24 protein-coding genes are annotated in these 25,537 nt (G+C 56.8%); 10 read left to right on the top strand and 14 right to left on the bottom strand.

Annotated features, from left to right (window positions below; genetic code table 11):
* Positions 1–92 precede the first annotated feature (92 nt).
* Positions 93–677, top strand: coding sequence for a transglycosylase SLT domain-containing protein (locus tag BM352_RS03895; protein WP_090212778.1), 585 nt, complete (start codon positions 93–95; stop codon positions 675–677).
* 3 nt (positions 678–680) lie between these two features.
* Here BM352_RS03895 and BM352_RS03890 read toward each other — a convergent pair whose 3' ends face one another.
* The 4 genes from BM352_RS03890 to BM352_RS03875 all read right to left on the bottom strand — a co-directional run bounded on the left by BM352_RS03890 (position 681) and on the right by BM352_RS03875 (position 6,833).
* Positions 681–1,283 (bottom strand): LolA family protein, encoded by a 603-nt coding sequence (locus BM352_RS03890; RefSeq protein WP_090212775.1) that lies wholly within the window; start codon positions 1,281–1,283, stop codon positions 681–683.
* Between the two features lie 87 nt (positions 1,284–1,370).
* The gene (locus BM352_RS03885) at positions 1,371–4,172 is read right to left on the bottom strand and encodes a DNA translocase FtsK (RefSeq protein WP_090212773.1); all 2,802 of its coding nucleotides are present in this window, start codon (positions 4,170–4,172) and stop codon (positions 1,371–1,373) included.
* A gap of 16 nt (positions 4,173–4,188) precedes the next feature.
* Positions 4,189–5,361 (bottom strand): aminotransferase class I/II-fold pyridoxal phosphate-dependent enzyme, encoded by a 1,173-nt coding sequence (locus BM352_RS03880; RefSeq protein ID WP_090212767.1) that lies wholly within the window; start codon positions 5,359–5,361, stop codon positions 4,189–4,191.
* 140 nt (positions 5,362–5,501) lie between these two features.
* Entirely contained in the window at positions 5,502–6,833 is a 1,332-nt protein-coding gene (locus tag BM352_RS03875) for an amidase (RefSeq protein ID WP_090212764.1), read from the bottom strand.
* Positions 6,834–6,882: 49 nt separating this feature from the next.
* On the opposite strand from BM352_RS03875, the gene BM352_RS03870 reads away from it, so the two are divergent.
* Entirely contained in the window at positions 6,883–8,145 is a 1,263-nt protein-coding gene (locus BM352_RS03870) for a UbiH/UbiF/VisC/COQ6 family ubiquinone biosynthesis hydroxylase (RefSeq protein ID WP_090212762.1), read from the top strand.
* On the opposite strand, the gene BM352_RS03865 is transcribed toward BM352_RS03870, so the two are convergent.
* From BM352_RS03865 to BM352_RS03850, 4 genes are read right to left on the bottom strand one after another with little or no spacing between them, the layout of a single operon-like run.
* Positions 8,142–8,294: a Trm112 family protein gene (locus BM352_RS03865; protein ID WP_090219829.1), complete on the bottom strand. Its 153-nt coding sequence runs from the start codon at positions 8,292–8,294 to the stop codon at positions 8,142–8,144. The two genes, BM352_RS03870 and BM352_RS03865, sit on opposite strands and share 4 nt — an antisense overlap.
* A 23-nt stretch (positions 8,295–8,317) precedes the next feature.
* The gene (locus BM352_RS03860; protein ID WP_090212759.1) at positions 8,318–8,959 is read right to left on the bottom strand and encodes an LON peptidase substrate-binding domain-containing protein; all 642 of its coding nucleotides are present in this window, start codon (positions 8,957–8,959) and stop codon (positions 8,318–8,320) included.
* A gap of 27 nt (positions 8,960–8,986) precedes the next feature.
* Positions 8,987–9,904, bottom strand: a complete 918-nt coding sequence (gene trxA, locus BM352_RS03855) for a thioredoxin (protein ID WP_090212756.1) — start codon at positions 9,902–9,904, stop codon at positions 8,987–8,989.
* Between the two features lie 53 nt (positions 9,905–9,957).
* Positions 9,958–10,746 (bottom strand): exodeoxyribonuclease III, encoded by a 789-nt coding sequence (locus BM352_RS03850; protein WP_090212753.1) that lies wholly within the window; start codon positions 10,744–10,746, stop codon positions 9,958–9,960.
* A 70-nt stretch (positions 10,747–10,816) separates the two neighbouring features.
* Between BM352_RS03850 and BM352_RS03845 the strand changes: the two genes are divergently transcribed.
* The gene (locus BM352_RS03845) at positions 10,817–12,070 is read left to right on the top strand and encodes an MFS transporter (protein ID WP_090212750.1); all 1,254 of its coding nucleotides are present in this window, start codon (positions 10,817–10,819) and stop codon (positions 12,068–12,070) included.
* Between the two features lie 126 nt (positions 12,071–12,196).
* Here the strand turns inward: BM352_RS03845 and BM352_RS03840 are convergent, their stop codons facing one another.
* Entirely contained in the window at positions 12,197–12,883 is a 687-nt protein-coding gene (locus tag BM352_RS03840) for a response regulator transcription factor (RefSeq protein ID WP_090212746.1), read from the bottom strand.
* A 161-nt stretch (positions 12,884–13,044) separates the two neighbouring features.
* Here BM352_RS03840 and ribA point away from each other — a divergent pair, with 161 nt between their 5' ends.
* Together ribA and BM352_RS03830 are read left to right on the top strand one after the other, a co-directional pair.
* Positions 13,045–14,124, top strand: coding sequence for a GTP cyclohydrolase II (gene ribA / locus BM352_RS03835; RefSeq protein ID WP_090212743.1), 1,080 nt, complete (start codon positions 13,045–13,047; stop codon positions 14,122–14,124).
* Positions 14,121–14,618: a L,D-transpeptidase family protein gene (locus BM352_RS03830; protein ID WP_090212740.1), complete on the top strand. Its 498-nt coding sequence runs from the start codon at positions 14,121–14,123 to the stop codon at positions 14,616–14,618. The genes ribA and BM352_RS03830 overlap by 4 nt, the downstream gene beginning before the upstream one ends.
* Here the strand turns inward: BM352_RS03830 and BM352_RS03825 are convergent.
* The 3 genes from BM352_RS03825 to BM352_RS03815 all read right to left on the bottom strand — a co-directional run bounded on the left by BM352_RS03825 (position 14,608) and on the right by BM352_RS03815 (position 17,549).
* Positions 14,608–15,267: a YggS family pyridoxal phosphate-dependent enzyme gene (locus BM352_RS03825; protein ID WP_090212737.1), complete on the bottom strand. Its 660-nt coding sequence runs from the start codon at positions 15,265–15,267 to the stop codon at positions 14,608–14,610. The two genes, BM352_RS03830 and BM352_RS03825, sit on opposite strands and share 11 nt — an antisense overlap.
* 105 nt (positions 15,268–15,372) lie before the next feature.
* Entirely contained in the window at positions 15,373–16,329 is a 957-nt protein-coding gene (locus BM352_RS03820; protein WP_090212734.1) for a porin, read from the bottom strand.
* A gap of 197 nt (positions 16,330–16,526) precedes the next feature.
* Positions 16,527–17,549, bottom strand: a complete 1,023-nt coding sequence (locus BM352_RS03815) for a porin (protein ID WP_090212731.1) — start codon at positions 17,547–17,549, stop codon at positions 16,527–16,529.
* A gap of 250 nt (positions 17,550–17,799) precedes the next feature.
* Between BM352_RS03815 and BM352_RS03810 the strand changes: the two genes are divergently transcribed.
* The 5 genes from BM352_RS03810 to BM352_RS03790 all read left to right on the top strand — a co-directional run bounded on the left by BM352_RS03810 (position 17,800) and on the right by BM352_RS03790 (position 23,025).
* Entirely contained in the window at positions 17,800–18,321 is a 522-nt protein-coding gene (locus tag BM352_RS03810; protein ID WP_090212729.1) for a DUF3576 domain-containing protein, read from the top strand.
* Between the two features lie 82 nt (positions 18,322–18,403).
* Complete coding sequence (gene leuS / locus BM352_RS03805; protein ID WP_090212726.1) at positions 18,404–20,935, top strand: leucine--tRNA ligase; 2,532 nt, start codon at positions 18,404–18,406, stop codon at positions 20,933–20,935.
* On the top strand, positions 20,922–21,404 hold the full coding sequence (gene lptE / locus BM352_RS03800) for an LPS assembly lipoprotein LptE (RefSeq protein ID WP_090212723.1): 483 nt from the start codon (positions 20,922–20,924) through the stop codon (positions 21,402–21,404). Before leuS ends, lptE begins: the two co-directional genes overlap by 14 nt.
* Before the next feature lies 1 nt (position 21,405).
* On the top strand, positions 21,406–22,428 hold the full coding sequence (gene holA, locus BM352_RS03795; RefSeq protein ID WP_090212720.1) for a DNA polymerase III subunit delta: 1,023 nt from the start codon (positions 21,406–21,408) through the stop codon (positions 22,426–22,428).
* Between the two features lie 9 nt (positions 22,429–22,437).
* A complete protein-coding gene (locus tag BM352_RS03790) occupies positions 22,438–23,025 on the top strand; it encodes a glutathione S-transferase family protein (RefSeq protein ID WP_090212718.1) in 588 nt (195 codons plus the stop codon).
* Here the strand turns inward: BM352_RS03790 and BM352_RS03785 are convergent, their stop codons facing one another.
* Both BM352_RS03785 and BM352_RS03780 read right to left on the bottom strand, forming a co-directional pair.
* Positions 23,026–24,204, bottom strand: coding sequence for a TIGR03862 family flavoprotein (locus BM352_RS03785; protein ID WP_090212715.1), 1,179 nt, complete (start codon positions 24,202–24,204; stop codon positions 23,026–23,028).
* Entirely contained in the window at positions 24,201–25,511 is a 1,311-nt protein-coding gene (locus BM352_RS03780; RefSeq protein WP_090212713.1) for a mechanosensitive ion channel family protein, read from the bottom strand. Before BM352_RS03780 ends, BM352_RS03785 begins: the two co-directional genes overlap by 4 nt.
* Positions 25,512–25,537: the final 26 nt, after the last annotated feature.

Here is a 25,537-nt window from a genome sequence, read left to right as displayed (position 1 = left end):
GACGTTTGCGAGGTTTGCTAAAGGGGTTTTTTGGGTTAGGATTCGACCAAAGCCAAAGAGGCATAAAGCCCAAAATCAGGCGAGCAGGTACCATGAAAAAGCTTTTTACCGCGTTAGCGTTTGTTCTTCTTGTGGCCGCATGTGGCGGCGGCGGCGGAGCCCCACCACGCAACCTAGATAACGCTTGTTCAATCGTGTCACAGCGCGCGAGCTGGCTGAAAGAGATGAAGGCCGTCGAGCGGAAATGGGGCATCCCAGTCCACGTTCAGATGGCCACTATCCATCAAGAAAGCAAGTTCGTTAGCGATGCCCGTACGCCGTTCAGGTACGCGCTAGGGGTGATTCCGATGGGTCGGCAAAGCTCTGCCTACGGCTTCAGCCAAGCGCTTGATGCGACTTGGAAGGAATATCAAGTGGATCAGCGCAAATTCAGCTCGAAGCGTGACCGCTTCCGTGACGCTGTGGATTTCATGGGTTGGTACATGCACGGCAGCACAGAACGTCTTGGGATCTCCAAATACGACGCGCGCAGTCAGTATCTTGCCTATCACGAGGGTCGCACGGGATTCGCACGTGGGTCGTATAACAACAAATCTTGGCTTCTACGCGTCTCGCAAGAGGTCGCGAACCGCTCAGATATGTATCGCTATCAGCTGATCAGCTGCGGGAAGGCTTAGGGATCAATTCCCTAAGCCTCTGGCGTTGATTTCTTTTTGGATGCTGAACGGACCGGCGCCGATTTGAACGCCTTTTTGCAGGTCGCCAAGGATGACAGTCGTTTGCCCGCCTGCATCATTGGTGATGATCCATTGGCGCAGCTCCACCGGATTTGCCGTGAATTTCAACTGGATGTTTCCATATTCAGGGTGCTTTGGATCCTGAACCTTCACCGTCGTGGCTGTGCCATCGTCGCGGTGACCGACGACCATGTTTGACGCAGTAAAGTTCACGTTTCTTGCTAAGATCAGGTTGAGAGGCGTGCGGCTGAGCGGGAATTGTTCCGGCGGCAAATTCGATTTCGGATCGAACACCGCGACGCGGTTGCTGCCTGCAATGACCAAGCTATCGTCAGGCGGCGCATAGTCGAAGCGCACGCGACCCGGTCGTTTGATCAGGATTTCGCCGGTGGTGACCGATCCATCCTCATTGATCTGCGTAAATTCGCCCTTCGCAGTCTGGAAGCTATTGAGATAGCTTGAGATTTGCGAAAGAGAAATCTTTTCAGCCATAGCTGGCACCGCCAAAGCAAGCGACAGGACAGGGGCAAGGATCAAGTGTTTCATCATCATTCCCTCAAGATAAGCAAAAGGCCGGGGGTTTAAACCCACGGCCCTTCACGAAGCTGACATATGGCGCAATATTGCGCGAAGTTAGTGTTGCTCGGGGACAAGGATTTCCCGTTTCCCGACGTGATTGGCTGAAGAAACAACGCCCTCTTCCTCCATTTGTTCCACCAAACGTGCGGCCTTGTTATAACCGATCGCCAGTTTTCGCTGGATGTAAGAGGTCGAGCATTTGCGATCCTTCAACACGATCTGCACCGCTGTATCATAAAGCGCATCTTCGCCATCGGTGTTGCCCCCAAGGCCAAGCACCATGTCGATGTCACTGGACTTCTCCTCGTCTGGACCTTCGACAACGCCAGACATGTATGTCGGCGGGCCGAATGACTTGAGGTGGTTGACGATTTCCTCGACCTCTTCGTCGGACACGAAAGGCCCGTGAATACGAGTGATCTTGGAGCCACCGGCCATGTAAAGCATGTCGCCCATGCCAAGCAGTTGTTCGGCCCCCATTTCACCAAGAATCGTACGTGAGTCGATCTTGGAGGTTACCTGGAAGGATATCCGGGTCGGGAAGTTGGCCTTGATCGTACCGGTGATCACGTCAACGGACGGGCGCTGCGTTGCCATGATGAGGTGGATGCCGGAGGCCCGTGCCATTTGCGCTAGGCGTTGGATACAAGCTTCGATTTCCTTGCCGGCGACCATCATGAGATCGGCCATCTCGTCCACGACCACAACGATATATGGCATGGTTTCAGGCTGGAATTCTTCGGTCTCGAAGATCGGCTCTCCGGTCTCGTCATCAAATCCGGTTTGCACAGTGCGCGAGAACAGCTCGTTCTTGCCCAATGCCTCTTTGACACGGGAATTGTAGCCGTCGATGTTCCGCACGCCCATCTTGGACATCTTGCGGTAACGCTCTTCCATCTCGCCGACAGTCCATTTCAGGGCCACGACCGCTTTTTTTGGATCGGTCACAACAGGGGACAGAAGGTGCGGGATGCCGTCATAAACGCTGAGTTCCAGCATTTTCGGGTCGATCATGATCAGGCGACATTCTTCCGGCGTCAGCTTATACAGCAACGACAGGATCATGGTGTTGATCGCCACGGACTTACCGGAACCTGTCGTACCGGCAATGAGCAAGTGGGGCATCTTGGCAAGGTTCGCAACAATTGGATCGCCTCCAATGTCCTTACCCAGCGCCAAAGGCAGCTTCTGGTTGCCATCGCCAAAATCGCGTGCAGCCAGAATTTCGCGCAGAACGACCATTTCGCGTTTCTCGTTCGGCAACTCGATCCCGATAACGGTGCGGCCAGGAACTGTGGACACGCGCGCGGACAGTGCCGACATAGAGCGAGCAATATCATCAGACAAACCGATGACGCGGGACGCTTTCAAACCCGGCGCAGGTTCCAGCTCATACATCGTGACAACAGGGCCCGGACGGACCGAAACGATCTCACCTTTGACGCCATAGTCGTCCAAAACGGCTTCAAGCATCCGAGCGTTTTCTTCGAGCGCTTCGTCGCTCAGGATGTGGCGCTCCACGGTTGAGGGGCTCGTCAGGAGGTTCAGAGGTGGAAGCTCGAACTTCGACGCGTTGTCCTCGAATTGCAGCGCTGGCTGCGCCTCAGCCATAGCACGTTTGGACGGTGCTACGGGTTTGCGCACAGGTTGTTGGACAACAGGCTTGGTCAACGGCGCACTTGCGCGCTGAAGCACTGGTGCTGCGGTCTGCTCGATTAGCTGTTCTTCCTCATCATCAGCATAATAAGATTCGGGTGCAGCTTGCAGCATCGGCTCAATACGCAACGGCTCTGGTCCGCGCGGGCGGGTCAGCTGCGGCTCGGCACGCATGGCAGGCTCTTCGACGTATTCCAAAGGTTTCGTGCGGCGGCCGCGGTTTTTGATGACGTCGGAGATTTTCGATTTGATGCGGTCCTCTGGATCGATGTCGTCGTGGATCATAGCAGGTTCATCATCGAACTGTGGTTCGGGCTCACGCGGCTTCAGGCCGGGCAAACGCGCCAGCAAGCTCGGTTTAGGAGCTGGGTGTTCAACTTCAATCTGAGGTTCCTGCACCGGCTGTGGCGCATGAACAACCGGCGCACGGCGCAATGACGGCCCAGCAATCGGAGCATCTTCCTGATAGGTCTCAGCCGCAGCGCTCAACCGCGCCTCTTTGCGCTGAACCCTTACTTCATTGGCTTTAGAAGCCGCAAACAGTGCGCCTTTACCTGTCGAGCCAAGCAATTTCATTATGCTGGCATAAGTCAGAATGACGCCCACCAACATGAAACGTGCTGCGGCTTTGATTTCCTCGCGGTCGAACCCGAGCACGAAAAGCGACAGGAACAACAAGCCGAAGAAAACGAGGAATGCCAGCACCTTAAGGCCAAACGTCGCGCTGATTGGTGCGACCCCTAGGATGGCACCAAGGACGGTATCGCCGAACAAGCCGCCCAGCCCGAAGGAATGGGTCCATTCACTTACCGGAACATGGGTAGAGGCGTAAACTGAAGCTAATGCAATCGCGAGCGGGGCGAAGATCAGCCGGCTCACCGCGCGGTCTTCACCGGCGTGCATGACAAAGCGCAGGCCCCATACAACAGCGACAAACGGAATGGCCCAAGCGCCAAAACCAACGATGATGAACAACGGACTGGCAAGGTATGCGCCAAAACGTCCAAGCCAGTTCTTCGCCGGCTCATCCGTGGCTGACATCCAGCTTGGGTCTTCAGGCACGTAAGACAAGAGCAACATGGTCACCATGACGCCCACAGCCAGAAGCGCGAGACCAAAGAGCTCTTTGCCTCGTTTTTCGATTGCTGCCTGCATGTCGCTGTCCAAAAACGGATCGCGTGGCCTTGCCTGATACGCCATGTCTACTTCCTCACCTTCAACCGTATATGCAGCTCTTGAGACGGGAAAGCCCCGGCTGCAGTTCGTTCATTGGGGCGACCAAAGCCACCCGGATATATGTCGTGCCGGGGTTGGACCCCTGATAATCGCGGCCCAGATAGGCACCGGGCAGAACCTTGACGCCTGTTTGCGTCCAAAGCTCTTTCGTCGCCTGTTCACCGTCTTTGACGGGAAGCCACAGGAAAAATCCAGCCTCTGGAGCTTTGTAGCCGTCAACATCGCCAAACAACGTATCGCTGAAATCCAGCTTCTCGCGATAGAGAGCCCGGTTGGCCTCTACGTGTTCTTCATCTGCCCAAACCATTTCCGCGACGCGCTGCAACGGCAACGGAAGCGGCGCACCGGCATAGGCGCGGAGAGCCTTCATGCGCTTGATATTCTCGGGGCCGCTTGCGGCGAAGCCGGACCGAAGCCCTGCCAGATTGGACCGTTTGGACAAAGAGTTGAACAGAACGACCCGTTCGGGGTCGTAGTCTTTACCAGCGGTGAGTGCCCCCATTGGAGCCGAATGCCGGTATATCTCCGAATAGCATTCGTCTGCAAAAATCTTGAAATCGTATTTTTCTGCCAACGCAAACAGATCAGCCCAGTAATCTTGCGTCGCAACCGCGCCCTGTGGGTTGGATGGCGAGCACAGGTAGGCGACTGCCGTTCGATTCAGAACGTCTTCTGAGAGTGCGCCGAAATCGGGCAAGAACCCCGTCGCGAACGTCGCGGGCACATATACTGGCTCTGCTCCGATAGCCAGCGCGGCAACGGAATAAACCTGATAGAACGGGTTCGGCATCAGAACCGCCGGCGTGCCGCCTTGGTCTTCAGGACAAAGCGCCAATGAAGCGTTGAACAAGCCCTCGCGGGTGCCATTCAGCGGTAAAACCTGTGTCCCAGCATCAATAGAAACGCCGTATCTGCGGGCGATCCACGCGGCGATTGCGGATTGCAACTCTGGTGTGCCGTCATTTGGCGGGTACCCACCGAAACCTGACGCATGTGCAACAATGATATCGGTAATCCAGTGAGGGAACGGGTGCTGAGGCGAGCCAATCGTCATATCCACTGGCGTCTCGCCCGGTTCCAACTCGGCGAGAAGCGACCGCAAACGCGGAAATGCATATGGTGGCAGGTTCGAAAACCGCTCAGGAAAGGTCATTTGGACCCACTATTACTGCCTCAAGGATCGGGATCATTTTCGCCCCGTTTCGATCAGGCTACCCCAATGCGCGGGGCGCGGTCCAGAAAAAGGACCGCAATTTCAGCAACGTGGTCATAAGTCTGTGACTTTTTGGCCCATCAGCTCAGGGCGTTCTCAGCTGCGGTGCATAATCGCAGAAGGCGTTCCTCGGAATTGGGTGCTCCGATAAACATTATTCCTGTCGAAGGAAGGCCTGTGGGCAAGGTGATCCCGGCCGACCCCATCAAGTTGCCAACCCTCGTGTTGCGCAAGGCAAGAAGGTTCTCGGTCACATAGTAGTCGCTGTCCGTCAGTAGCCGTTCCGCATTGGGTGGCAGGATGGGAGACGTCGGCAGAATAACCGCATCATACCCCGCAATTCGTTGGCCCCAAAGCGCACGCAGCGCCTCCAGCCTGCGCCATCCAGCGATATAATCAGGAGCGGAAATCGCAGCGCCTGACCTGAACCGTTCAAGGATTTCGGGGAACATAACAGCCGGATTTGCTTCAATAACATCCTTCCAGATGCCGTAAGCCTCTGAGGCGAACAATGTGCCGGACAAGGCCAGCGCCTCCGCAATCTCCGGCGCATTCTGATGGTCTACGATTGCCCCCGCGGCCTTGAGACGATCAACAGCACTGTTGAAGCCCGCTTTGGGTTCCGGCCGGATGTCATCAAAAGCAATGGTGTCGAGGATCATCAACCGCGCCCCGTCTAGGGACGCACCGCACAAATCCGCAGGCTTACCACCTTCTAGTGCGGCAAGTAGATGTGCCGCATCCTCGACCGAACGGCAAAGCGGGCCAACCGTATCAAACCGTGTACAAAGCGGCACAGCGCCTTTGACGCTGACGCGGTCGATCGTTGTTTTAAGGCCCACAAGATCATTCCAAGCAGCGGGGATACGGACAGAGCCACCCGTGTCAGAGCCGATACCTGCCGCAGCAAGGCCGAAGGCGACCGAAGTGGCAGCCCCAGAGGACGACCCGCCAGCAACAGCATCCAGATCGTTCACGCAGGGCGACGTTTCAGTCACAGGGTTGAGTCCCAAGCCAGAAAAAGCCAGTTCCGACATGTGGGTCTTTCCCAGACAGACCGTTCCCGCTTCGGTGGCATTGTGAAGCACTTCCGCATCCACCTCAGGAATGCGTCCTTTGAGGAGACCGCTTCCAGCTTCTGTGGCGACGCCTGCGGTGTCGTAAAGATCCTTCCAAGAAATGGGCACACCGTCGAGCAGTCCGCGACGCTGCCCCATATCAGCGCGGACCTTGGCGGCTTTCGCCTCAGCACGTGCGCGATGTTCAGTGAGGCGGGCATAGACACGACTGCTTACGCGGTGATTGCTGGCGGCATCTAGGTAACATTCTGTCAAAGCGACCGGATCGATTTCGCCGAAGTCGATCCCGCGACCCAGATCGCTTGCAGTCATAAATAGCCACTTATCCGACATACCCTGATCCTTGCACTGATTTGACGCGAAGGTAGCGGCAGCACAGCGCATGGACAATCCCACCTTGCCCCACATATTGAGGGTTATGGAATATGACAGTGATATCGCCATCGTCGGCGGCGGCTTGAACGGTTGCGCACTCGCTTTGGCGCTGGCCAGTGGCGGCATGTCGGTCACGCTGATCGACAGCTTGCCAATCGACACTCTGACCGAGGACAGCTTCGATGGGCGATCCTACGCACTTGCCCTAGCTTCAAAGCGTCTTCTCGACGCTTTAGGCACGTGGAAAATGTTGGCCGACGACGTCCAGCCGATGCTGGAGATCAAAGTCACTGATGGTCGCGCGGGCGAAGGCCCATCACCATTCTGGATGCATTTCGATCATACCGAGATTGAAGAAGGCCCGATGGGTTTTATGGTGGAGGACCGCCACCTGCGGCGGGCGTTCCTTGCCCAGATTGCAGCGCATGACCGGATCACGCATTTGACGTCCGAAACTGTGATTGCCCAATCGGTTGATCAGTCTGCAGCAAGCGTCGCCTTGGAGTCGGGAAAAACCATCCGCACACGCCTTTTAGTAGGCAGCGACGGTCGGCGCAGTGGCGTCGCGGAGCGAGGTGGCATCGGACGGAGCTTCAAAGATTACGGGCAAACAGCCCTCGTCGCCGCAATTGGGCATCAACTCCCACATCATGGCATTGCGCATCAGTTCTTTATGCCCGCTGGTCCCTTGGCGATCTTGCCACTGACAGGCAATCGTAGCTCTATTGTTTGGGCAGAATCCCATGAACGCGCCAAAGAGTTGTCAGCACTGAGTGACGACGCCTTTATTGATGCACTACGCCCCGCTTTCGGCGATTTCTTGGGCGATATTCATGTGACAGGGGCGCGGTTCTCTTACCCGCTGAACCTGACCTTGGCCGATCGGCTCGTCGATAATAGGCTCGCACTGGTTGGAGACGCCGCGCATGGCGTTCATCCGATCGCAGGGCAAGGCCTTAATCTAGGTCTGCGTGATGTCGGGGCCTTGGCACAAACGCTGGTTGACGCCCGTCGACGCGGCGAAGACATTGGCTCCCAAGCGGTACTTGCCCGCTATGAAGAATGGCGGCGTTTCGACACGACAACTTTGGCCATGGCGACGAACAGCTTCAATGAGCTGTTTTCAAACGATAATCCACTTCTCCGCGCGGGTCGCGACATCGGGATGGGATTGGTGAATGCGATCCCTGCCCTGCGCCGTACCTTTATCAGAGAGGCAGCTGGCCTTACGGGAGACCTGCCAAGGCTACTCCAGGGACGTCCGCTTTAGTCGAGCTTGCGCGCTTCGTCGACAAGCATAATCGGAATGCCGCCTCGGATAGGAAACGCTAATCGCGCGCCTTTAGAGACCAGCTCCTGCTTCTCCGCATCGTAAGACAAGACGCCTTGCGTGACGGGGCAAACCAAGCCTTCCAGCATATGGCGGTCGAAACTTGGCTCAGTCACTGAATCATCTCCTCGGAAGAGCCGCCTCGAAGCGCAAACTCTATCAATGTCATCAGCGTTTCTCGGCGGGTCGTCAAGGACGGAGCCTCTAGTAAAGCCTGCTTCTCTTCAGGCTCAAACGGGCAAAGCATGGACAGCGAATTGATCAGAAGTTCTGTATCTGCGTCTTTCAGGCTTTCCCAATCCGTCCTGAGATCATGAACGTCAAAAAACTTGCCCAAAGTGTTCAAGAACATCTCGCGGTCGAACGTATCATCCTGCTCTGGCTTGCCAAGATCGCGCTCGAAGCCCTCCCAGCTGACCTCTGCCTTTCGGTAGGGGCTGAAGCCAGTAACCTCTTTCTCAACTCGGAAGCGCGAAATCCCCGCGAGCGTAATCATGTAGCGTCCGTCTTCGGTTTCGGAGAACTGCGTGACACGGCCCGCACAACCAATAGCGTGGAGTTGCTCGTCCCCGTTTGGCTTCTTGTGGGTTTGGACCATTCCAATCAACCGATGAGACGTTTTCAATACGTCTTCGAACATCTGAAGGTACCGCGGCTCAAACAAGTGAAGCGGCAACCTTGCTCGAGGCAGCAAGAGCGCGCCGGGCAAGGGGAAGACCGGTATCGTGGCGGGAAGATCTGCTGAGTTCATCATACGCATGCACTTAGCCCGCGCGCGGGTTCAGACAAATATCATCGACGACAATTTCCGGCGGCCATTCAATACAACCGGATCATCTGCCTTCAACGCATCGAAAACGGTGAATAACTGGGTCTTGGCGGCACCGTCATTCCATTCGCGATCGCGACGGAATAGTTCCAGAAGTTGGTCGACCGCTGCTTGCGCATCGCCCGACGCATGAAGCGCAACCGCAAGGTCAAGTCGCGCCTGATGGTCATCGGGGTTTGAATCCACCGCCGCCTGAAGCTCTGCCACGGGTCCTGTATCCTCCGCCTGCCGCAACAAATCCAGTTGCGCGCGCACGGCTTCGATTTCTGGCAGTCCGTTTAGCTCTGCCGGTGCGTTGTCGAGCAGGGCCGTCGCCTTATCCAGTTCTTCCAGCGCCAAATGGGCACGCACGAGCCCGGCATAGGCCGCGGGGTTGTTCGGCTCTTCGCCAAGAATTGCTGCGAAGGTTTGGGCTGCATCAACGGCTGCGCCCTCTTCCAGCATGGCTTCAGCGGCCGCAATGGCTTCGCCCAGTCCTTCGTCGACCTCGCCGCCAGATTCAGCGATCAATTTGTCAATGAAACCCTTGATTTCGCTGGCCGGCAAAGCCCCTTGAAACGCATCTATCGGCTTGCCTTTGTAGAATGCATAAACTGTGGGGATAGATTGGATTTGTAGTTGCGCTGCGATTTGCTGGTTCTGGTCCACGTCGACCTTCACCATTTTCACGGCACCCTTTGCCGCTTGGACGCCGGCTTCCAACGCTGGGCCAAGAGTTTTACACGGGCCGCACCATGGGGCCCAAAAATCAACAATCACCGGAACTTCGTGGGATGCGTCGATTACATCGACCATGAACGTTGCTTCGCTCGTATCTTTGATCAGGTCGCTACCACCGGCGGGGATGCCGCCTACATTTAATTCAAGCATGCTGTTCTCCTCGGAGGGTTGTCTCAGTTGACCTGTATATGTGCGCTCTTTGCTCAAAGATCAAATGTAGCAAAGACTGGGGCGTGGTCAGATGGTTTCTCCCAGCCGCGAGCGTTCCGCAGAACGCGAGATGAATGACCTGCAGATGCAATATCGGCCGTGGCCCAGACATGATCCAGCCGTCGGCCTTTGTCAGCCGTGTCCCAGTCGCGCGCACGATAGGACCACCAAGAATAGAGCACACCCTCAGGGATGTCGTTGCGCGTCGCGTCATGCCACCCGCCTGCATCCATTACCTCGTTGAAGTGCTCGACCTCGATCGGGGTATGACTGACAACCTTCAGAAGCTGTTTGTGGGACCAGACGTCGTCTTCGCGCGGGGCGATATTCAAATCCCCGACAAGAATGGATTTAGACGGCCTTTCCGCATGAAACGCATCACGCAGCTCTGTCAGGTAATCCAGCTTCTGACCAAACTTCTCGTTCACGGTCCGGTCTGGCACATCGCCGCCAGCAGGAATGTAGTGGTTGTGGATCGTCACTCCGTTCTCAAGGCGGGCAGCGACGTGGCGGGCGTGGCCCAAGGACGCGTAGTCTTCCGCACCTGCTTCAACCAGCGGCAACCGCGAGATGATGGCGACGCCGTTATAGCCTTTTTGACCCCGTGCAACCATGTGCGTGTAGCCAAGCGCATTCAGCCCTTCCAGCGGGATTCTGTCCACTGGGCTCTTACATTCCTGCAAGCACAGCACATCCGGCGCCTCTTCACGCAAGAGCTTCAACACCAGGCCTTCGCGCAAACGAACCGAGTTGATGTTCCAGGTGGCAAGGGTGAATGACATGGCACTTCTCCGGTTTGACTTGGGGCGAGATTAGTCCGACGTTTTCGTAAGCACCACAAGGAAACACCCGATGTCGCTCTTTGCAGCCAATAGAAACTTCCGACTGCTCTTCTCTGCGACGGCCGTATCAAATCTGGGCGATGGCATCTCTGCGTTGGCGTTCCCTTGGCTTGCAACATTGATCACCCGAGACCCGTTTTTGATTTCAGCGGTCGCAGCGGCTACGCGACTCCCGTGGCTGCTATTCTCGTTGCCTGCGGGTGTCATTACAGACCGGATGGATCGGCAAAGATTGATGGTGGGCGCGGATATGCTGCGGATGGTGCTAACCATGGGCGTTGTCGGCCTGATCCTTTCCGCACCGCCTATGCCCTTGGCAGACAACGCGGCCCAAGCGATGCCATTGATCCTAGGACTATGCGCCGCTGCATTCCTTCTGGGAAGCGCAGAGGTGGTCCGGGACAACGCTGCTCAGACTGCCCTACCATCCGTGGTCGAAAAGACAGATCTGGAGCGAGCAAACGGGCAGCTATGGAGCATTGAACAGATCATGGGCCAATTCGTCGGCCCACCCATCGCGGGCCTATTGATCGCAATATCGGTCCCTGCCCCTTTCTTGGTCGACGCCGCTACATTTGGCATCGCGGCCTTCCTGATCTGGCAAATCGCAATGTTGCCGCGCGTGCAGGTTCAGCAAACCGCTGGATTCTGGCGACAAATGAAAGAAGGCGTCGCTTGGATGCGCGGCCAACCTTTGATCCTTCGACTCGCCTTGATGCTTGGCGTTTTAAATTTTGTCACGATGATGAGCGCGACGATGCTCGTCTTGCTGTCTCAAGAACTCATGGGACTTGAGGCAACCGAACACGGGTTTTTGCTAACGGCGGGCGCGGCGGGGGGCGTGTGTGGCGGTATGATCGGCCCCAAATTGGTTCACCGCTTCGGGGCTCAAGCCTGCGTCCTCGGGGCGCTTATCGTATTCCCGTTTCCATTCATACTGCTGGCGCTGACGACAAACCCTTGGCTAGCTGGCGGAGCGCTGTTTCTGGAGATGGCTGCGGGGATGACATGGAATGTCGTCACCGTGTCCTTGCGCCAACGGCTGATTCCTGACGCGTTGCTGGGACGGGTAAATTCGATCTACCGCTTTTTCGGCTGGGGCTCGATCCCATTGGGCGCACTGTTTGCAGGGCTGCTTGTCTCTGTTCTAGAAGGCGCAATTGGTCGCGATACAGCATTGCGTGTCCCCTATGTTTTTGGAGCAATCGTCTGCGTGGGGCTTGCCATTTACGGGGCGCTACGCCTGCGGCTTCCCACACGCTAAGGGTGTTCGTGCGCCAACTGTGTTTGGCCAAAAAAATGCCCGGGCGTCAGCCCGGGCCAGTCCAACAGGGAGAATGCCGCAACATAACCCCGTCGCGACCAGGGGAACCTTGACTGAGATCAAGCCTCAGACATTTAGCTTGTAGCCGCCAGATTCGGTCACAAGAAGGCGCGCATTTGACGGATCTGGTTCTATTTTCTGGCGGAGCCGGTAAATATGCGTCTCCAAAGTGTGCGTCGTCACACCCGCGTTGTAACCCCAGACTTCATGTAGCAGCACGTCGCGGGCCACCACTCCGTCGGTGGAACGGTAAAGGAACTTCAGAATATTCGTCTCTTTTTCGGTAAGACGGATTTTCTTTTCATCCTCTGTAATGAGCATCTTCATCGCTGGCTTGAACGTATAGGGCCCAAGCTGGAAAACCGCGTCTTCAGATTGCTCATGCTGACGCAACTGGGCGCGAATCCGCGCCAGCAGCACAGGGAACTTGAACGGCTTGGACACGTAGTCATTCGCGCCCGCGTCTAGGCCCAAAATGGTGTCTGCGTCACTGTCATGCCCGGTCAGCATCAAAATAGGGCACTTTACCCCTTGCTTGCGCATAAGACGGCACAATTCTCGGCCGTCGGTGTCAGGCAAACCGACATCTAGGACGACCAGATCGTAAATCGCCTCTTTGGCTTTTTGCATTGCGTCAACGCCGTTGCCGGCTTCAAACACATCGAAATCTTCTGTCATGACAAGTTGCTCGGACAGCGCCTCGCGCAGGTCCTCATCATCATCTACCAGCAGGATTTTTTTCAATGTCGCCATAGGTCAGTGTCCTCTCTTGTTGGTTACAAGATGTGACCTGGGCCCGATGGAAACAACTCACGGCGGCGTTATTCACGGCCTCGTGTCGCAGGAGGGCTGTATGTTTCAACTTTCTTTCGTTTGACGTAGAAGAGAGCTGACTTTGTTACAAGATAAACCCCATGACCCTTGCGCCTGACATAATCGAACTCGCCGCCCGCGCTCGGGCTGATCTGCGTATGGGCGTACCCGTCGTGATCGGTACGTCCCTTGTGCTTGCGGCGGAAACACTGAGTGAAGCGCGACTGAAGGCATTGCAGATCTCCGGTATGCCATTGGTTCTTGCGATTACTGACTGGCGCGCGCGCACACTCAAGGCTCACGCCTATGACGCTGACGTTGCCCGTATCGTGATGCCAGCTGATGCCCCAGTAGACTGGGTCGTTGCGATCGCCGATCCGGCGGATGATCTGAACGCGCCGATGAAAGGTCCACTGCAAACACTGCGTGAGGGGTCTGCGGGCGACGCTCGCCTCGCGATCCAGCTTGCCAAAGACGCCCGCCTTCTGCCCGCCGTTGTTATGGCACAGCTGGACGATCCGATTGGATATGCAGCGTTCCACCAGCTTACCGCATTGAATGCAGACGCATTGGCAACGATTTCAGCCACCGCAAGTCCGCTCCATCCGTTGGTCAGCGCGCGACTACCCTTGCAGGTCAGTGAGGCTGGCCGGTTGCACGTTTTCCGCCCAGAAGACGGCGGCGAAGAGCATTATGCGATAGAGATCGGTCAACCTTCCCGGTCAGAGGCCGTTCTAACTCGCCTGCATTCTGCCTGTTTCACAGGTGACCTGCTGGGGTCGTTAAAGTGCGATTGCGGCCCGCAGCTGCGGGGCGCCTTGGCGCAAATGGGGACTGAAGGCGAAGGCGTCTTACTCTACCTGAACCAAGAAGGCCGCGGCATTGGCTTGGCAAACAAGATGCGGGCATATTCCCTTCAAGATCAGGGCTTCGACACCGTGGAGGCCAACCATCGCCTTGGATTCGAAGATGACGAGCGGGATTTTCGCATAGGCGCAGGAATTCTTAAGTCGATGGGCTTTAGCAAAATCCGTCTGCTGACCAACAATCCGGCTAAACTGGCGATGCTGGAAGCGAATGGTCTGGAAGTGGTCGAGCGAGTGCCATTGAAAGTTGGGGAGACCCGTCACAACACCGACTATTTAGCCACGAAAGCTGCGAAATCCGGACATCTTTTATGACGCCCTCTGATCTTGTTGTGACTCGGTGGGGAACACGCTTCTTGGGGCAAGTGATCCCTTGCAGCATTGGCAAAGGCGGCATCTGCGCGAACAAGCGCGAAGGAGACGGGGCAACGCCCGTTGGCACTCACCGCATAGTGGGAATGCTGTATCGCCCTGACCGGATTAATCAGCCTGCGGCTTGGGCAAAGCCAATCGGACCCGCCGACTTGTGGAGTGATGATCCAAACCGCCCCGACTATAACCACCCGGTTCGCGCACCCTATACTGGGAGCCATGAAGCATTGCGTCGCGCGGACCGGCTTTATGATCTGGTGCTTTTGACGGATTGGAACTACCCGAATTCCATCTCCGGAAATGGGTCAGCTATCTTCATCCATCGCTGGCGAAAGCCACGTCATCCGACGGAAGGCTGCGTCGCCTATTCTGCGGAAAACTTGCTGTGGATCGCCCGCAATGTTGAGTTGGGGACCCGCGTGATCGTCAGGCCGTAGGCGCGACGCGATCCCCAAAAATCGCCGACCCCACGCGCACATATGTTGCACCTTGAGCAATGGCGCATTCGAAATCACCGCTCATGCCCATGCTTAGCTCGCTCAATCCATTCCGCTCGGCAAGATCGCGCAATAAGGCAAAATGCTCTGCGGGTTCGTCATCAACGGGGGGGATGCACATCAGGCCAATGACAGGCAGCTCCAACGCGCGACATTCGGCCACGAATGCATCGGTATCTTCAGGAGAGATTCCTGCTTTTTGCGATTCGTCACCTGTGTTTACTTGGATAAACAGCTCTGGGCAGCGACCAAGCTCGTCTCGTACTATCGCAATGCGCTTGGCCAGTTTCAGCCGGTCGAGGGTGTGAAAGTAGTCGAACAACTCCATCGCCTGCCGCGTCTTGTTTGTTTGTAGTGGGCCAAGCAGATGAAGCTCCACACCGTCAAAGGAGTCGCGAAAGTCAGGCCATTTCCCAGCCGCTTCCTGAACGCGGTTTTCGCCAAAAATGCGTTGACCCTGTTGGAGAACTGCCTTGACCCGCTCATCCGGTTGAACTTTGGACACAGCAATAAGCCGCACGCTTCCTGCGGGACGTCCGGCCCGCTGTTCTTCAGCTGCGATGCGGCTTTGAATAATCGATAGCGACATGGGGCTGGCTCCTGAGCAGTTAACAGAACCTATCCAACATACTGTCGCACAAAAGAAAAGAGCGGGCCGAAGCCCGCTCTTTCCAAATCTGAAGGTCGGTAGAGCTTAGAAGCTCAGGCCAAGACCGAAAGACGCTGTTTTGAAGCTGTTCGCAGCTGCGTTAACTTTGCCCGAACCGTAGCCGAAGTGCACAACTGCACCGCCGCCCAGGTCGTAAGCTGCTGCTACACCGAAGCCTTTGGCGTCTTGTGCAGCAGTAACACCGCTGAACTTACCGTAGTTGGCGTGCACAGAGATCGCACCGGTGGTGTAACCCATGCCGATGGAATAGTGCTTGTCGCGCGAAGCGTGGTTTTTGAAGTCCGTGTAAGTCACACCAGCGGACAGGCCGTTGGTGAACGCTGCGGAAACAGAAAGACCGGTCGCTTTGACGTCATTTGCAACACCAACAGCGTCAGCTGCTTTTTGGTAGCCCAGACCGAAGTTGACGGTCGTGCCGGACAGGTCCAGAGCGTATTTGAAGCCGATGGCGTAGCCGATGCCGGTGCTTGCAACGTTCGAACCGTTGTCGTCTTCCAAGGAGACTGCAACACCGAATGCACCCGAGGTGTAATCCCAGCGCAGGATTTGACCGTCGTTAGCGCCGTCCAGGTAAGAACCAAGGTAACCAGCGTGAGTGGTTTCGTCGTCAGCCAGGGAGCCTGGGTTGCCAACGTTGCCAGCTTCAGTCAGGGCCCAGTCCAGAGCGCCGTCGGTGTCACCCATCGTCACGGTGCCGAAGCCGCCGGAGATGAAGATGGTTGCGCCACCGTCGTCAGCGTTGTTCTGAGTTGCGTTGGAGACTGCGCCGCCTTCGTCCAGATCAACGGACGCACCGAAGGTCAGGCCGTTGTCGGTTTCGCCGGACATCGTGAAAGTCACGTCGATGTCGGTGAAGAATTGCATATCAGTTGCAGTTGTTCTGAACACACCCATTTCGGCGCGGCCGGACAGTGCAACTTCAGCTGCTGCGAAACCAGCGGTGGAAACCAGCGCGGTTGTAGCGATCAGGAGTTTTTTCATGACATAATGCCTTCTTAAGTTAGTGCACCGGAGAGTCGGCGCGAATATTTCCTCGTCATCTGTAAAATAAAACCCAGGCCCGAGAAAGTGGCAGAAATTCGGCGGTAGGATTTAGGCGCTTTTTTGCAACAGCCCCAGAAACGAAAAAAGGCGGGCCAATCGGCCCGCCTTCAATAACAATCTCTTGGTGGGAGAGCTTAGAAGCTCAGGCCCAGACCCAAGGACATAGTTTTGGCTTTGCCAACAGTTGCAGTGCCTGCAGCGTTGGTGGTGTCGCCGGAACCGTAACCGAAGTGCACAACTGCACCGCCGCCAAGGTCGTAAGCCGCTGCGATACCGTAACCAGATACGTCAGCAATACCGGTTACGCCGGAGTACTTGCCGTAGTTGGCGTGGATCGAGAACGCGCCGGTTGTGTAGCCGAGGCCAACACCAACGTGCTTGTCAACTGGCAGGTTTGTCATGTTGGTGTAAGTCACACCAGCGGACAGACCGTTTGCGAAGGAAGCAGACACGGAAACACCGGTTGCTTTCGCATCGTTAACAACGCCAGTGTTGTCGGCGCCTTTTTGGTGACCGATACCGAAGTTAACAGTCGTGCCGGACAGGTCCAGAGAGTATTTGAAGCCGATTGCGTAACCGATACCGGTGTTTGCAACGTTCGAACCGTTGTCATCTTCCAAGGAGATCGCAACGCCGAAGGCGCCCGAGGTGTAATCCCAACGCAGGATTTGACCGTCGCCTGTACGAGCGCCAGCAGCAGTGAAGCCGCCGCCGTCCAGGTAAGAACCAAGGTAACCAGCGTGCGAGGTTTCGTCGTCAGCCAGGGAGCCTGGGTTGCCAACGTTGCCAGCTTCAGTCAGGGCCCAGTCCAGAGCGCCGTCGGTGTCACCCATCGTCACGGTGCCGAAGCCGCCGGAGATGAAGATGGTTGCGCCACCGTCGTCAGCGTTGTTCTGAGTTGCGTTGGAGACTGCGCCGCCTTCGTCCAGATCAACGGACGCGCCGAAGGTCAGGCCGTTGTCGGTTTCGCCGGACATCGTGAAAGTCACGTCGATGTCGGTGAAGAATTGAGCGCCATTGGAAGTGACTACGCCAGCAGCGCTGACGGAGTCGGCTTTGAAGATACCCATTTCGGCACGGCCGGACAGGGCGACCTCAGCAGCAGCAACGCCTGTGAAGGCGACCAGAGCTGTGGAGGCGAAGAGAACTTTTTTCATCGTTTTCCCTCGAGAGTTTCGTTATTAGGTGCACCTCAATTCAGGGAATCCGAACTGAGTCCCAGTCTGTTTCTTACGGACCGCCCATCAATTCAAGCCAACGCTGCCCCCGCAAAAGTTTCGCACTCAGAATGATGCAAGTGCGCCACAGTGTCGTTTTTGGGCCGATCGGCCGTTCAGGTATTCTTTCTTGTTCCAAATCGCAGCGTCCGATAAGACAGGGAAAACAACAGGCCGAGAGCATTCAACCATGGCGAGCATCCGCATTCTTAAATGGACAGCAACCTGCGCCCTAGTTCTGGCGCTTTCCGCCTGTGGCGGCAGCGGCATCTTCGGCAAAGGCAAAAATGAGCGCCGCGAGAACGACTCGAACGGCTTCTCGCGCGACTATGACAGCGCCGCCCGCGCCAACGCCGTAAAGAAGGGCAGCCGGTTCATCGACCTGTTCACCAACAATGACGATCCCAATGTCACCCTGAAGGTGAACAAATATTTGTGGAAAGCATCTCTGGATGTGCTGAACTTCATGCCTGTTGAGGCTGCTGATCCGTTCACCGGCACAATAGCGCTTGGCTATGGGCGTCCCCAAGGCGGCGGCCGCGCTTACCGCGCGACTGTATATATTACAGACCCCGCGCTTGATGCCCGATCCTTGCGCGTTTCGCTGCAAGGGGCTGGTGGTAGTGCAGTCTCCACCCAAACGGCCCGCGCCGTCGAGGATGCAATCCTGACACGCGCGCGCCAGCTTCGGATTGCAGACGGTAAGCTCTAGCCTCTGGACCAAGTCCAGCTGCACCCCTATTACATGCGCCGGGCCTCATCGCCCGGCGCTTTTCGTATCTCAGGAAGTCTAAATGTCCCGCTACAACGCCCGCACCGTAGAACCCAAATGGCAAAAAGCTTGGGATGACGCTCAAACTTTCCTCGCCACCCGAGACGAGTCGCGCGAGAAATACTACGTCCTAGAGATGTTCCCCTACCCGTCGGGTCGCATCCATATCGGGCACGTGCGCAATTATACAATGGGCGACGTCATCGCGCGGTATAAGTCGTCTTGTGGCTTTTCCGTATTGCATCCAATGGGTTGGGATGCCTTCGGGATGCCCGCAGAAAACGCCGCAATGGCAATCGGCGGCCACCCCAAAGAATGGACCTACGGCAACATCGCCGCCATGCGTGACCAGATGAAGCCGCTGGGCCTGTCTATTGACTGGACCCGCGAATTTGCCACCTGCGACCCCGAATACTATGGCCAACAGCAGGCCTTGTTCCTCGACATGATGGACAAGGGCCTCGTCTACCGTAAGAACGCGACCGTCAACTGGGACCCGGTCGACATGACCGTTCTGGCAAACGAGCAGGTGATTGATGGCAAGGGTTGGCGCTCTGATGCTCCGGTAGAACGTCGCGAGCTGACGCAATGGTTCTTCAAGATCAGTGATTGGTCTGAAGAATTATTGAGCGCGCTGGATGGCCTCGACAACTGGCCGGACAAAGTGAAGCTGATGCAGGCCAACTGGATCGGCAAATCCCGCGGCTTGCAGTTCGGGTTTGAGCGTACAGACGGCGGCGATCCGATTGAGGTCTACACCACCCGCCCCGACACATTGATGGGCGCCAGCTTCGTCGGCATCTCACCCGATCATCCGCTCGCAAAGGAGTTGGAAGCGTCCAACCCCGAAGCCTCGGCTTTCATCGCGGAGTGCCGCAAAGGTGGCACAACAGCCGAAGCGCTGGAAACCGGCGAAAAGCTGGGTTTTGACACCGGTCTTAAGGTCAAGCACCCGCTGAACCCTGACTGGGAGCTTCCGGTTTGGGTCGCGAACTTCATTTTAATGGACTACGGCACGGGCGCGATCTTTGCCTGCCCCGCCCATGACCAGCGCGATTTGGACTTCTGCCGCAAATATGATTTGCCGGTGATCGATACCTTCCTTGCTTTGGATGACCCCAAACCCGTTGAAGACGCCGCCTTCGTGCCGCTGAAAACCGAAAAGGTGAAGTGGCTCAACCACTTTGCGGGTCTTGATGTGGCGACAGGCGAAGAGGCCATCAACGCCACCATCGACTTCGCCGAGCAGGCTGGCTGGGGCGAAGGCGTCACCAAGTATCGCCTGCGTGACTGGGGGCTGTCCCGTCAGCGCTATTGGGGTTGCCCGATACCTGTCGTTCATTGCGACGATTGTGGCGTGGTGCCCGAAAAGAAAGAAAACCTGCCAGTTGAGCTACCCGACGATGTCAGCTTCGACATTCCGGGCAACCCGCTGGACCGCCACCCGACATGGCGCGACACGCCTTGCCCGTCTTGTGGTAAAGCCGCCAAGCGCGAAACGGATACCATGGACACCTTCGTGGACAGTTCCTGGTATTTCGCGCGCTTCACCTCGCCACGGGCTGAGACGCCAACCGATATCGACGATGCAGCCTATTGGATGAACGTCGACCAATATATCGGCGGGATTGAACATGCGATCCTGCACCTGCTCTATTCCCGCTTCTTTGCGCGCGCCATGCGGGTGACGGGGCATCTGCCTCAAGGCTGCGAGGAGCCATTTAACGCACTCTTCACCCAAGGCATGGTGACGCATGCGATTTATCAAACACGGGATGAGAACAACCGGCCTGTCTATCACCTGCCAGAAGATGTGGACGAAGCGAACGCCACGCTTCGGGCAACTGGCCAGGCTGTCGAGGTGATCCCTTCGGCGAAGATGTCCAAATCCAAGAAGAACGTCGTCGATCCTGTCGATATCATCGACCAATACGGCGCGGATACCGCGCGTTGGTTCGTGCTGTCCGACAGCCCCCCCGAACGGGATGTAGAGTGGACGGCCTCCGGCGCGGAAGCCGCTTGGAAATTCCTTGGCCGCGTCTGGCGATTGGCCGCCGAGCTTGAAGACGGCGACGACACAGACCAAGACTTGGAACGCGCAAGCGCTATCGCCATCAACGAAGTCACTCTTGGTATCGAGACCTTCGGCTTCAACAAATCGGTGGCAAAGCTTTATGAATTTGCCAATGCGATCTCCAAATCCAAGGCTGGCCCCGGCGCGAAACGCAAAGCGGTCAAGGTCTTGGCGCAGCTAATGTCGCCAATGACACCGCACCTGTCAGAGGAAATTTGGGCCCACCTGGGCGGCGATGGCCTGATTGCCAATGTCCCATGGCCCATCGCTGACGAGGCGTTGTTGGTCCAAGACACCATCACAATGCCGATCCAGATCAATGGCAAACGCCGAGGCGAAATCGACGTGGCGGCAGAGGCCACTAAGGAAGAGGTTGAAAAGCTGGCGCTGGCGCATGATGCTGTCATCAAGGCTCTCGAAGGTCGCGAGCCAAAGAAACTCATCGTTGTGCCAGGTCGGATCATCAATGTCGTCATTTAACCGTCGTTTCCTGCTGCTTGCCTTGCCGGCCCTTGCGGCCTGCGGGTTTGAGCCCGTTTATGGCACGGGCGGCAGCGCAAACGGTTTGCGCGGGTCGATCATCGTTGATGAACCGACAACAAAGAACAGCTTCGATCTGGTCGCACGGCTGGAGGAAAGACTTGGGCGCGCTCAGTCCCCAATCTATGGAATGACTGTGACACTCACGACAGAGGAAAAAGGTCTGGCCATTTCAGGCTCCAACGACATCACGCGCTACAACTTACTGGGCACAGCGGTTTACGTGTTACGTGACCTTGGAACAGGTGCGCAGGTCTATAAGGGTACAGTTAACACGTTCACCGCTTACTCTGCTTCGGCGCAGCCAGTTTCGACCTTGGCGGCAGAACGCGATGCGCGTTCGCGGCTGATGACTGCATTGGCCGACAAGATCACGACTGACCTGCTGATAAACTCCGGCAAGTTCTAGGATGAAGCTCGCGCCGAAAGACGCCCGCGCTTTTTTCGCCAAACCTGACCCGACCCGCGCCGGTCTTTTAATTTATGGCCCAGATGCCATGCGTATTGCGATGCGCCGTCAAGAGGTTATCGCGGCCCTTGTTGGCCCGCAGGGCGAAGAAGAAATGCGTCTGACGCGGATCGCGTCTTCGGATCTGCGCAAAGACCCTGCCATGCTGATGGATGCCATCAAGGCGCAAGGTTTCTTCCCCGGCGCGCGGGTGGCATTCGTAGAAGACGCCACTGACACTGTCGCCAAAGCCATCGAGGCCGCCCTCAAGGATTGGAAGCAGGGCGACGCTACGATCCTTGTGACTTGCGGCCAGCTCACGCCGCGGTCCGCTTTGCGGAAGATGTTCGAAGGCCACAACAATGCCTTTTCCGCCGCTATCTACGCCGACCCGCCCGGACGCGATGAGATTGAGGCCGAACTGCGCAAAGCTGGCGTCACGGACATCCCACCGGATGTTATGGGCGATCTGATGGATCTCGGCCGTGTGCTTGAGCCCGGCGATTTTCGTCAAACAGTCGAGAAGCTGTCGCTCTATAAATACGGCGATTCGAGCCCCGTAACGTCAGAAGATGTCTCCAATTGTGCGCCCGCAACCTCCGAAGCGGCCCTTGATGATGCGCTCGACATTGTTGCAGAAGGCCGCTTTCAGGAGATTGGGCCGATCTTGGCAAAACTGGAAGCGCAAGGCGTTGCAGCTGTGCGCCTATGCATCGGTGCGACTCAACACTTTCGCAAATTACACCTTGCAGCCAGCGACCCCAAGGGGCCGGACGCCGGAATCGCCCGCGCCCGCCCTCCGGTGCCGTACAAGCGCAAAGACCGGATGCTACGACAGGCGCGCGCTTGGGGTACTTACAAGCTCGAAACAGCACTCAGGCTGCTGACCGATACGGACTTGCAGCTCCGATCTGCTAGCACGGCCCCTCAAATGGCGCTGATGGAGCGTGCTTTAATCCGTCTCGCAATGATGAACCGCAGATAAGGAACTGTCATGTACACACTGATTGGTTTGACCCAAACCCGCACGCTGCGGGTCAAGTGGGCCCTCGAAGAGCTTGGCCTCCCCTATACGCAACTGCCTGCTGCCCCGCGCTCTGACGAGGTGAAAGAGCATAACCCGTCGGGCAAAGTGCCTGCACTGATCGTTGACGGCGCGGTGCTTACCGACAGCGTGGCGATCATGACCTATCTGGCAGACAAGCATAACGGGCTGACACTTAAGGCGGGCACACTGGGACGCGCGCGCCAGGACGGGTTCACACATATGATCCTCGATGAATTTGACGGCGCGCTTTGGACCGCCGCGCGGCACAGCTTTGTGCTGCCAGAAGAAAAGCGTGTGCCCGAGGTCAAAGAGGCGCTGAAGTGGGAATTCGCTCGCTCTCAAGCCGCGTTGGTGGCGCAAATGGGTGATGGGCCGTTCTTGATGGGTGAAGAGTTCACAATAGCCGACATCTTGCTTGCGCATTGCCTTGACTGGGCGATAGGCGCGAAATTCGGGATTTCCGAGCCACGTTTAAAGGAATACCTCAAAACCATGCACGAGCGGCCTGCCTATAAAGCGGCGCGTGCGGATTGATTATGACCTAACTGGTCGCGCGGCATAACGTGCGGCCATTATGCCTGCCCAACGGCCCGTCGCGAGGCAACCGGTGATCAGGTAGCCGCCAGTCGGGGCTTCCCAATCCAACATTTCCCCCGCAGCGAAAACGCCCGGGCGCGTGCGGAGCATTAGGTTCTTATCCAAAGCAATGACCGAAAGCCCGCCAGCGGTAGATATGGCTTCGTCCATGGGGCGGGGGCCCTTGTGCGGCAGGGGTAGCGATTTGACCAATGCAGCCAGTTCGCCCGAGCGTTCTGGAAGTGGCCGCGCAAATTCCTGCAACAAGGCCAGCTTCACGGGCTCCAGCTTCAGATTTTTCCGCATGTGGTTTGACAAGCTGTCTTTCCCACGCCTGCGGCGAAGACGTTTTTCAACCTCTTCAACGGTCAAATCGGGCAACAGATCGATGGTCAATGCGGCCCCGTCGCGCGCTGCCGCCGACACCGCATAAATGCCGCCGCCTTCTATCCCTTTGGACGAGATCACGGCCTCGCCTCGGATTTTGGCCCCATCTGCGCCAAGTGCGATGTTCTTCAAAGGGGCGCCCAAGTGGGCAGCCATGTGATCTGACCACTCAACAACAAATCCCATATTCGCGGGCTTGAACTGGCTAATCTCCTCGGACTTAAACTGTTTGGCCCATTCCCCGTCAGAGCCAAGCCTGCGCCATGACGCACCGCCCATCGCAAGCACGGTAACAGCGGGCTCAAGTTCCGTTTCGCCGTCAGGAGTCTGGAACACCGTTGCATCCCCACGCCACCCTGTCCAACGCCAGCGCGTTTCAATGACTACCGCTTTGGATGCCAGTCGCGACAGCCAGGCCCGCAATAAGGGCGATGCCTTCATCGTTTTTGGGAAAACCCGCCCGCTTGTTCCTGTGAAGATCGATTGTCCCAAGTCCTCCGCCCACGCCATGACCTCGACCGGACCGAACTCCTGCAATGCAGGCAAAAGCCAATCCGCATTATAAGCGTTCAAGAATGCATCTTCGGATTCATCCTTTGTCAAATTCAGACCGGACTTTCCCGCCATCAGGAACTTTCGCCCGACCGACGGCTTTTGTTCCGCCACCGTGACGGACAATCCGGCATCGGCCAGTGCTTCCGCCGCCATCAGACCGGCAGGGCCCGCTCCGATGACAAGGGCATCCCTCACTTTGGAAACTCGCCTTTGAATTCGACAACGCGGTGCGGATACGGAATCTGAATGCCGTTGTCGCGCAGGGCATTCCAAATGCGGAACAGCACGTCGGAAGTGTATTTGTGCCGACCGTCGTCAATACCGTTTACCCAGAACTCCACCGCGAAATCTATCCCACTGTCGCCAAATCCACGCAACTCGCAGTCTGCGGGGTAAGGCTCCAACAGCACATCAGGATGCGCCTGAACTGCGGCTTCAACAATTGCGGGCACAGTGTTTATGTCAGTGTCATAGGATACGGAAAACTCTGCTTCATACCGGTTCGCCGAGCCTTGATCCGAGTAGTTGGTGACCCGCGTAACAATAAAGTCTTCGTTTGGCACAACGATCCAGCGGCCATCGTAGGTTTCCAGAATAATCGCCCGTGCTGTCATCTTCACGATTGTTCCGGCTTCGCCTCCGTCCAGTTCGACGAAGTCACCAACGGTGGCTTGGCCTTCCAAAAGCAAAATGACGCCCGAGATAAAGTTGGATGCAATTTTCTGAAGGCCGAAACCAAGACCAACACCGATGGCACCACCGAGCACCGCAAGGCTTCCGAGGCTGATGCCCATGATGTTCATCAACAGCAAGAACGCAGCGCCGAAAATGATGATCTCGACGGTTTTGACGGCCAACTGACGCGTCGCCGGACGCAGTTCTTCCTGCTTGCTGATCATCGCGGCGCTTTGGTCGTTGGACCACCGCCCTAGCCAGAACAGCAAAGCCCCCGCGATCACACCGCGCACCAGTGACATAAGAGAGAACGATATATTACCGACGCCGACTCTGAACTCTGTCAGTGCGACAGTCGCGGTGTCCCAAAGGCCCAGCGCGTACAGCGCGGCGATTGGGATCAGAATGAACTTGCCCAGAAGCTTCAGGAACGGGTCGGTTATGATCTGCTGGACCAAACTGCGTGCCGCGAGGAACAGGAAAACCCGTTTGCCGAACGCGATGACCGCACCACTATCGAACAGCGAGCGCACAACCTGTTCGCCGACCGCTGTCAGGGCATAGGCCAGTAAAGGCAGCAGCAACGGAAGAAATCTTAGCACGAAGCGCCGAGCTGTAGCTACCAAACCTCCTGCCTCTGCGGCGGGCGTTAGCAGATTGGTTAGCGTCTTGCTCAGGCGGCGGTTCAAGTACCACGCCAGTCCGAACGCAGCCACCAACAGCGCGAACTGCGACCATGCTGCGGGGCTTGTGAGCCAGCCCAGAGCCAACTCCAAGCCTTGCTCGCCGTAGCCGAGCATTTTTTGAACAATCGGATTGTTTTCCATGGCGCACGCCCTTGGTCGATCTAAAT

This window comes from Litoreibacter janthinus (assembly GCF_900111945.1).
GTDB classification, from domain to species: domain Bacteria; phylum Pseudomonadota; class Alphaproteobacteria; order Rhodobacterales; family Rhodobacteraceae; genus Litoreibacter; species Litoreibacter janthinus.
Note: the sequence above shows the minus strand (reverse complement) of the source record. Positions and strands in the feature narration are given on the sequence as shown.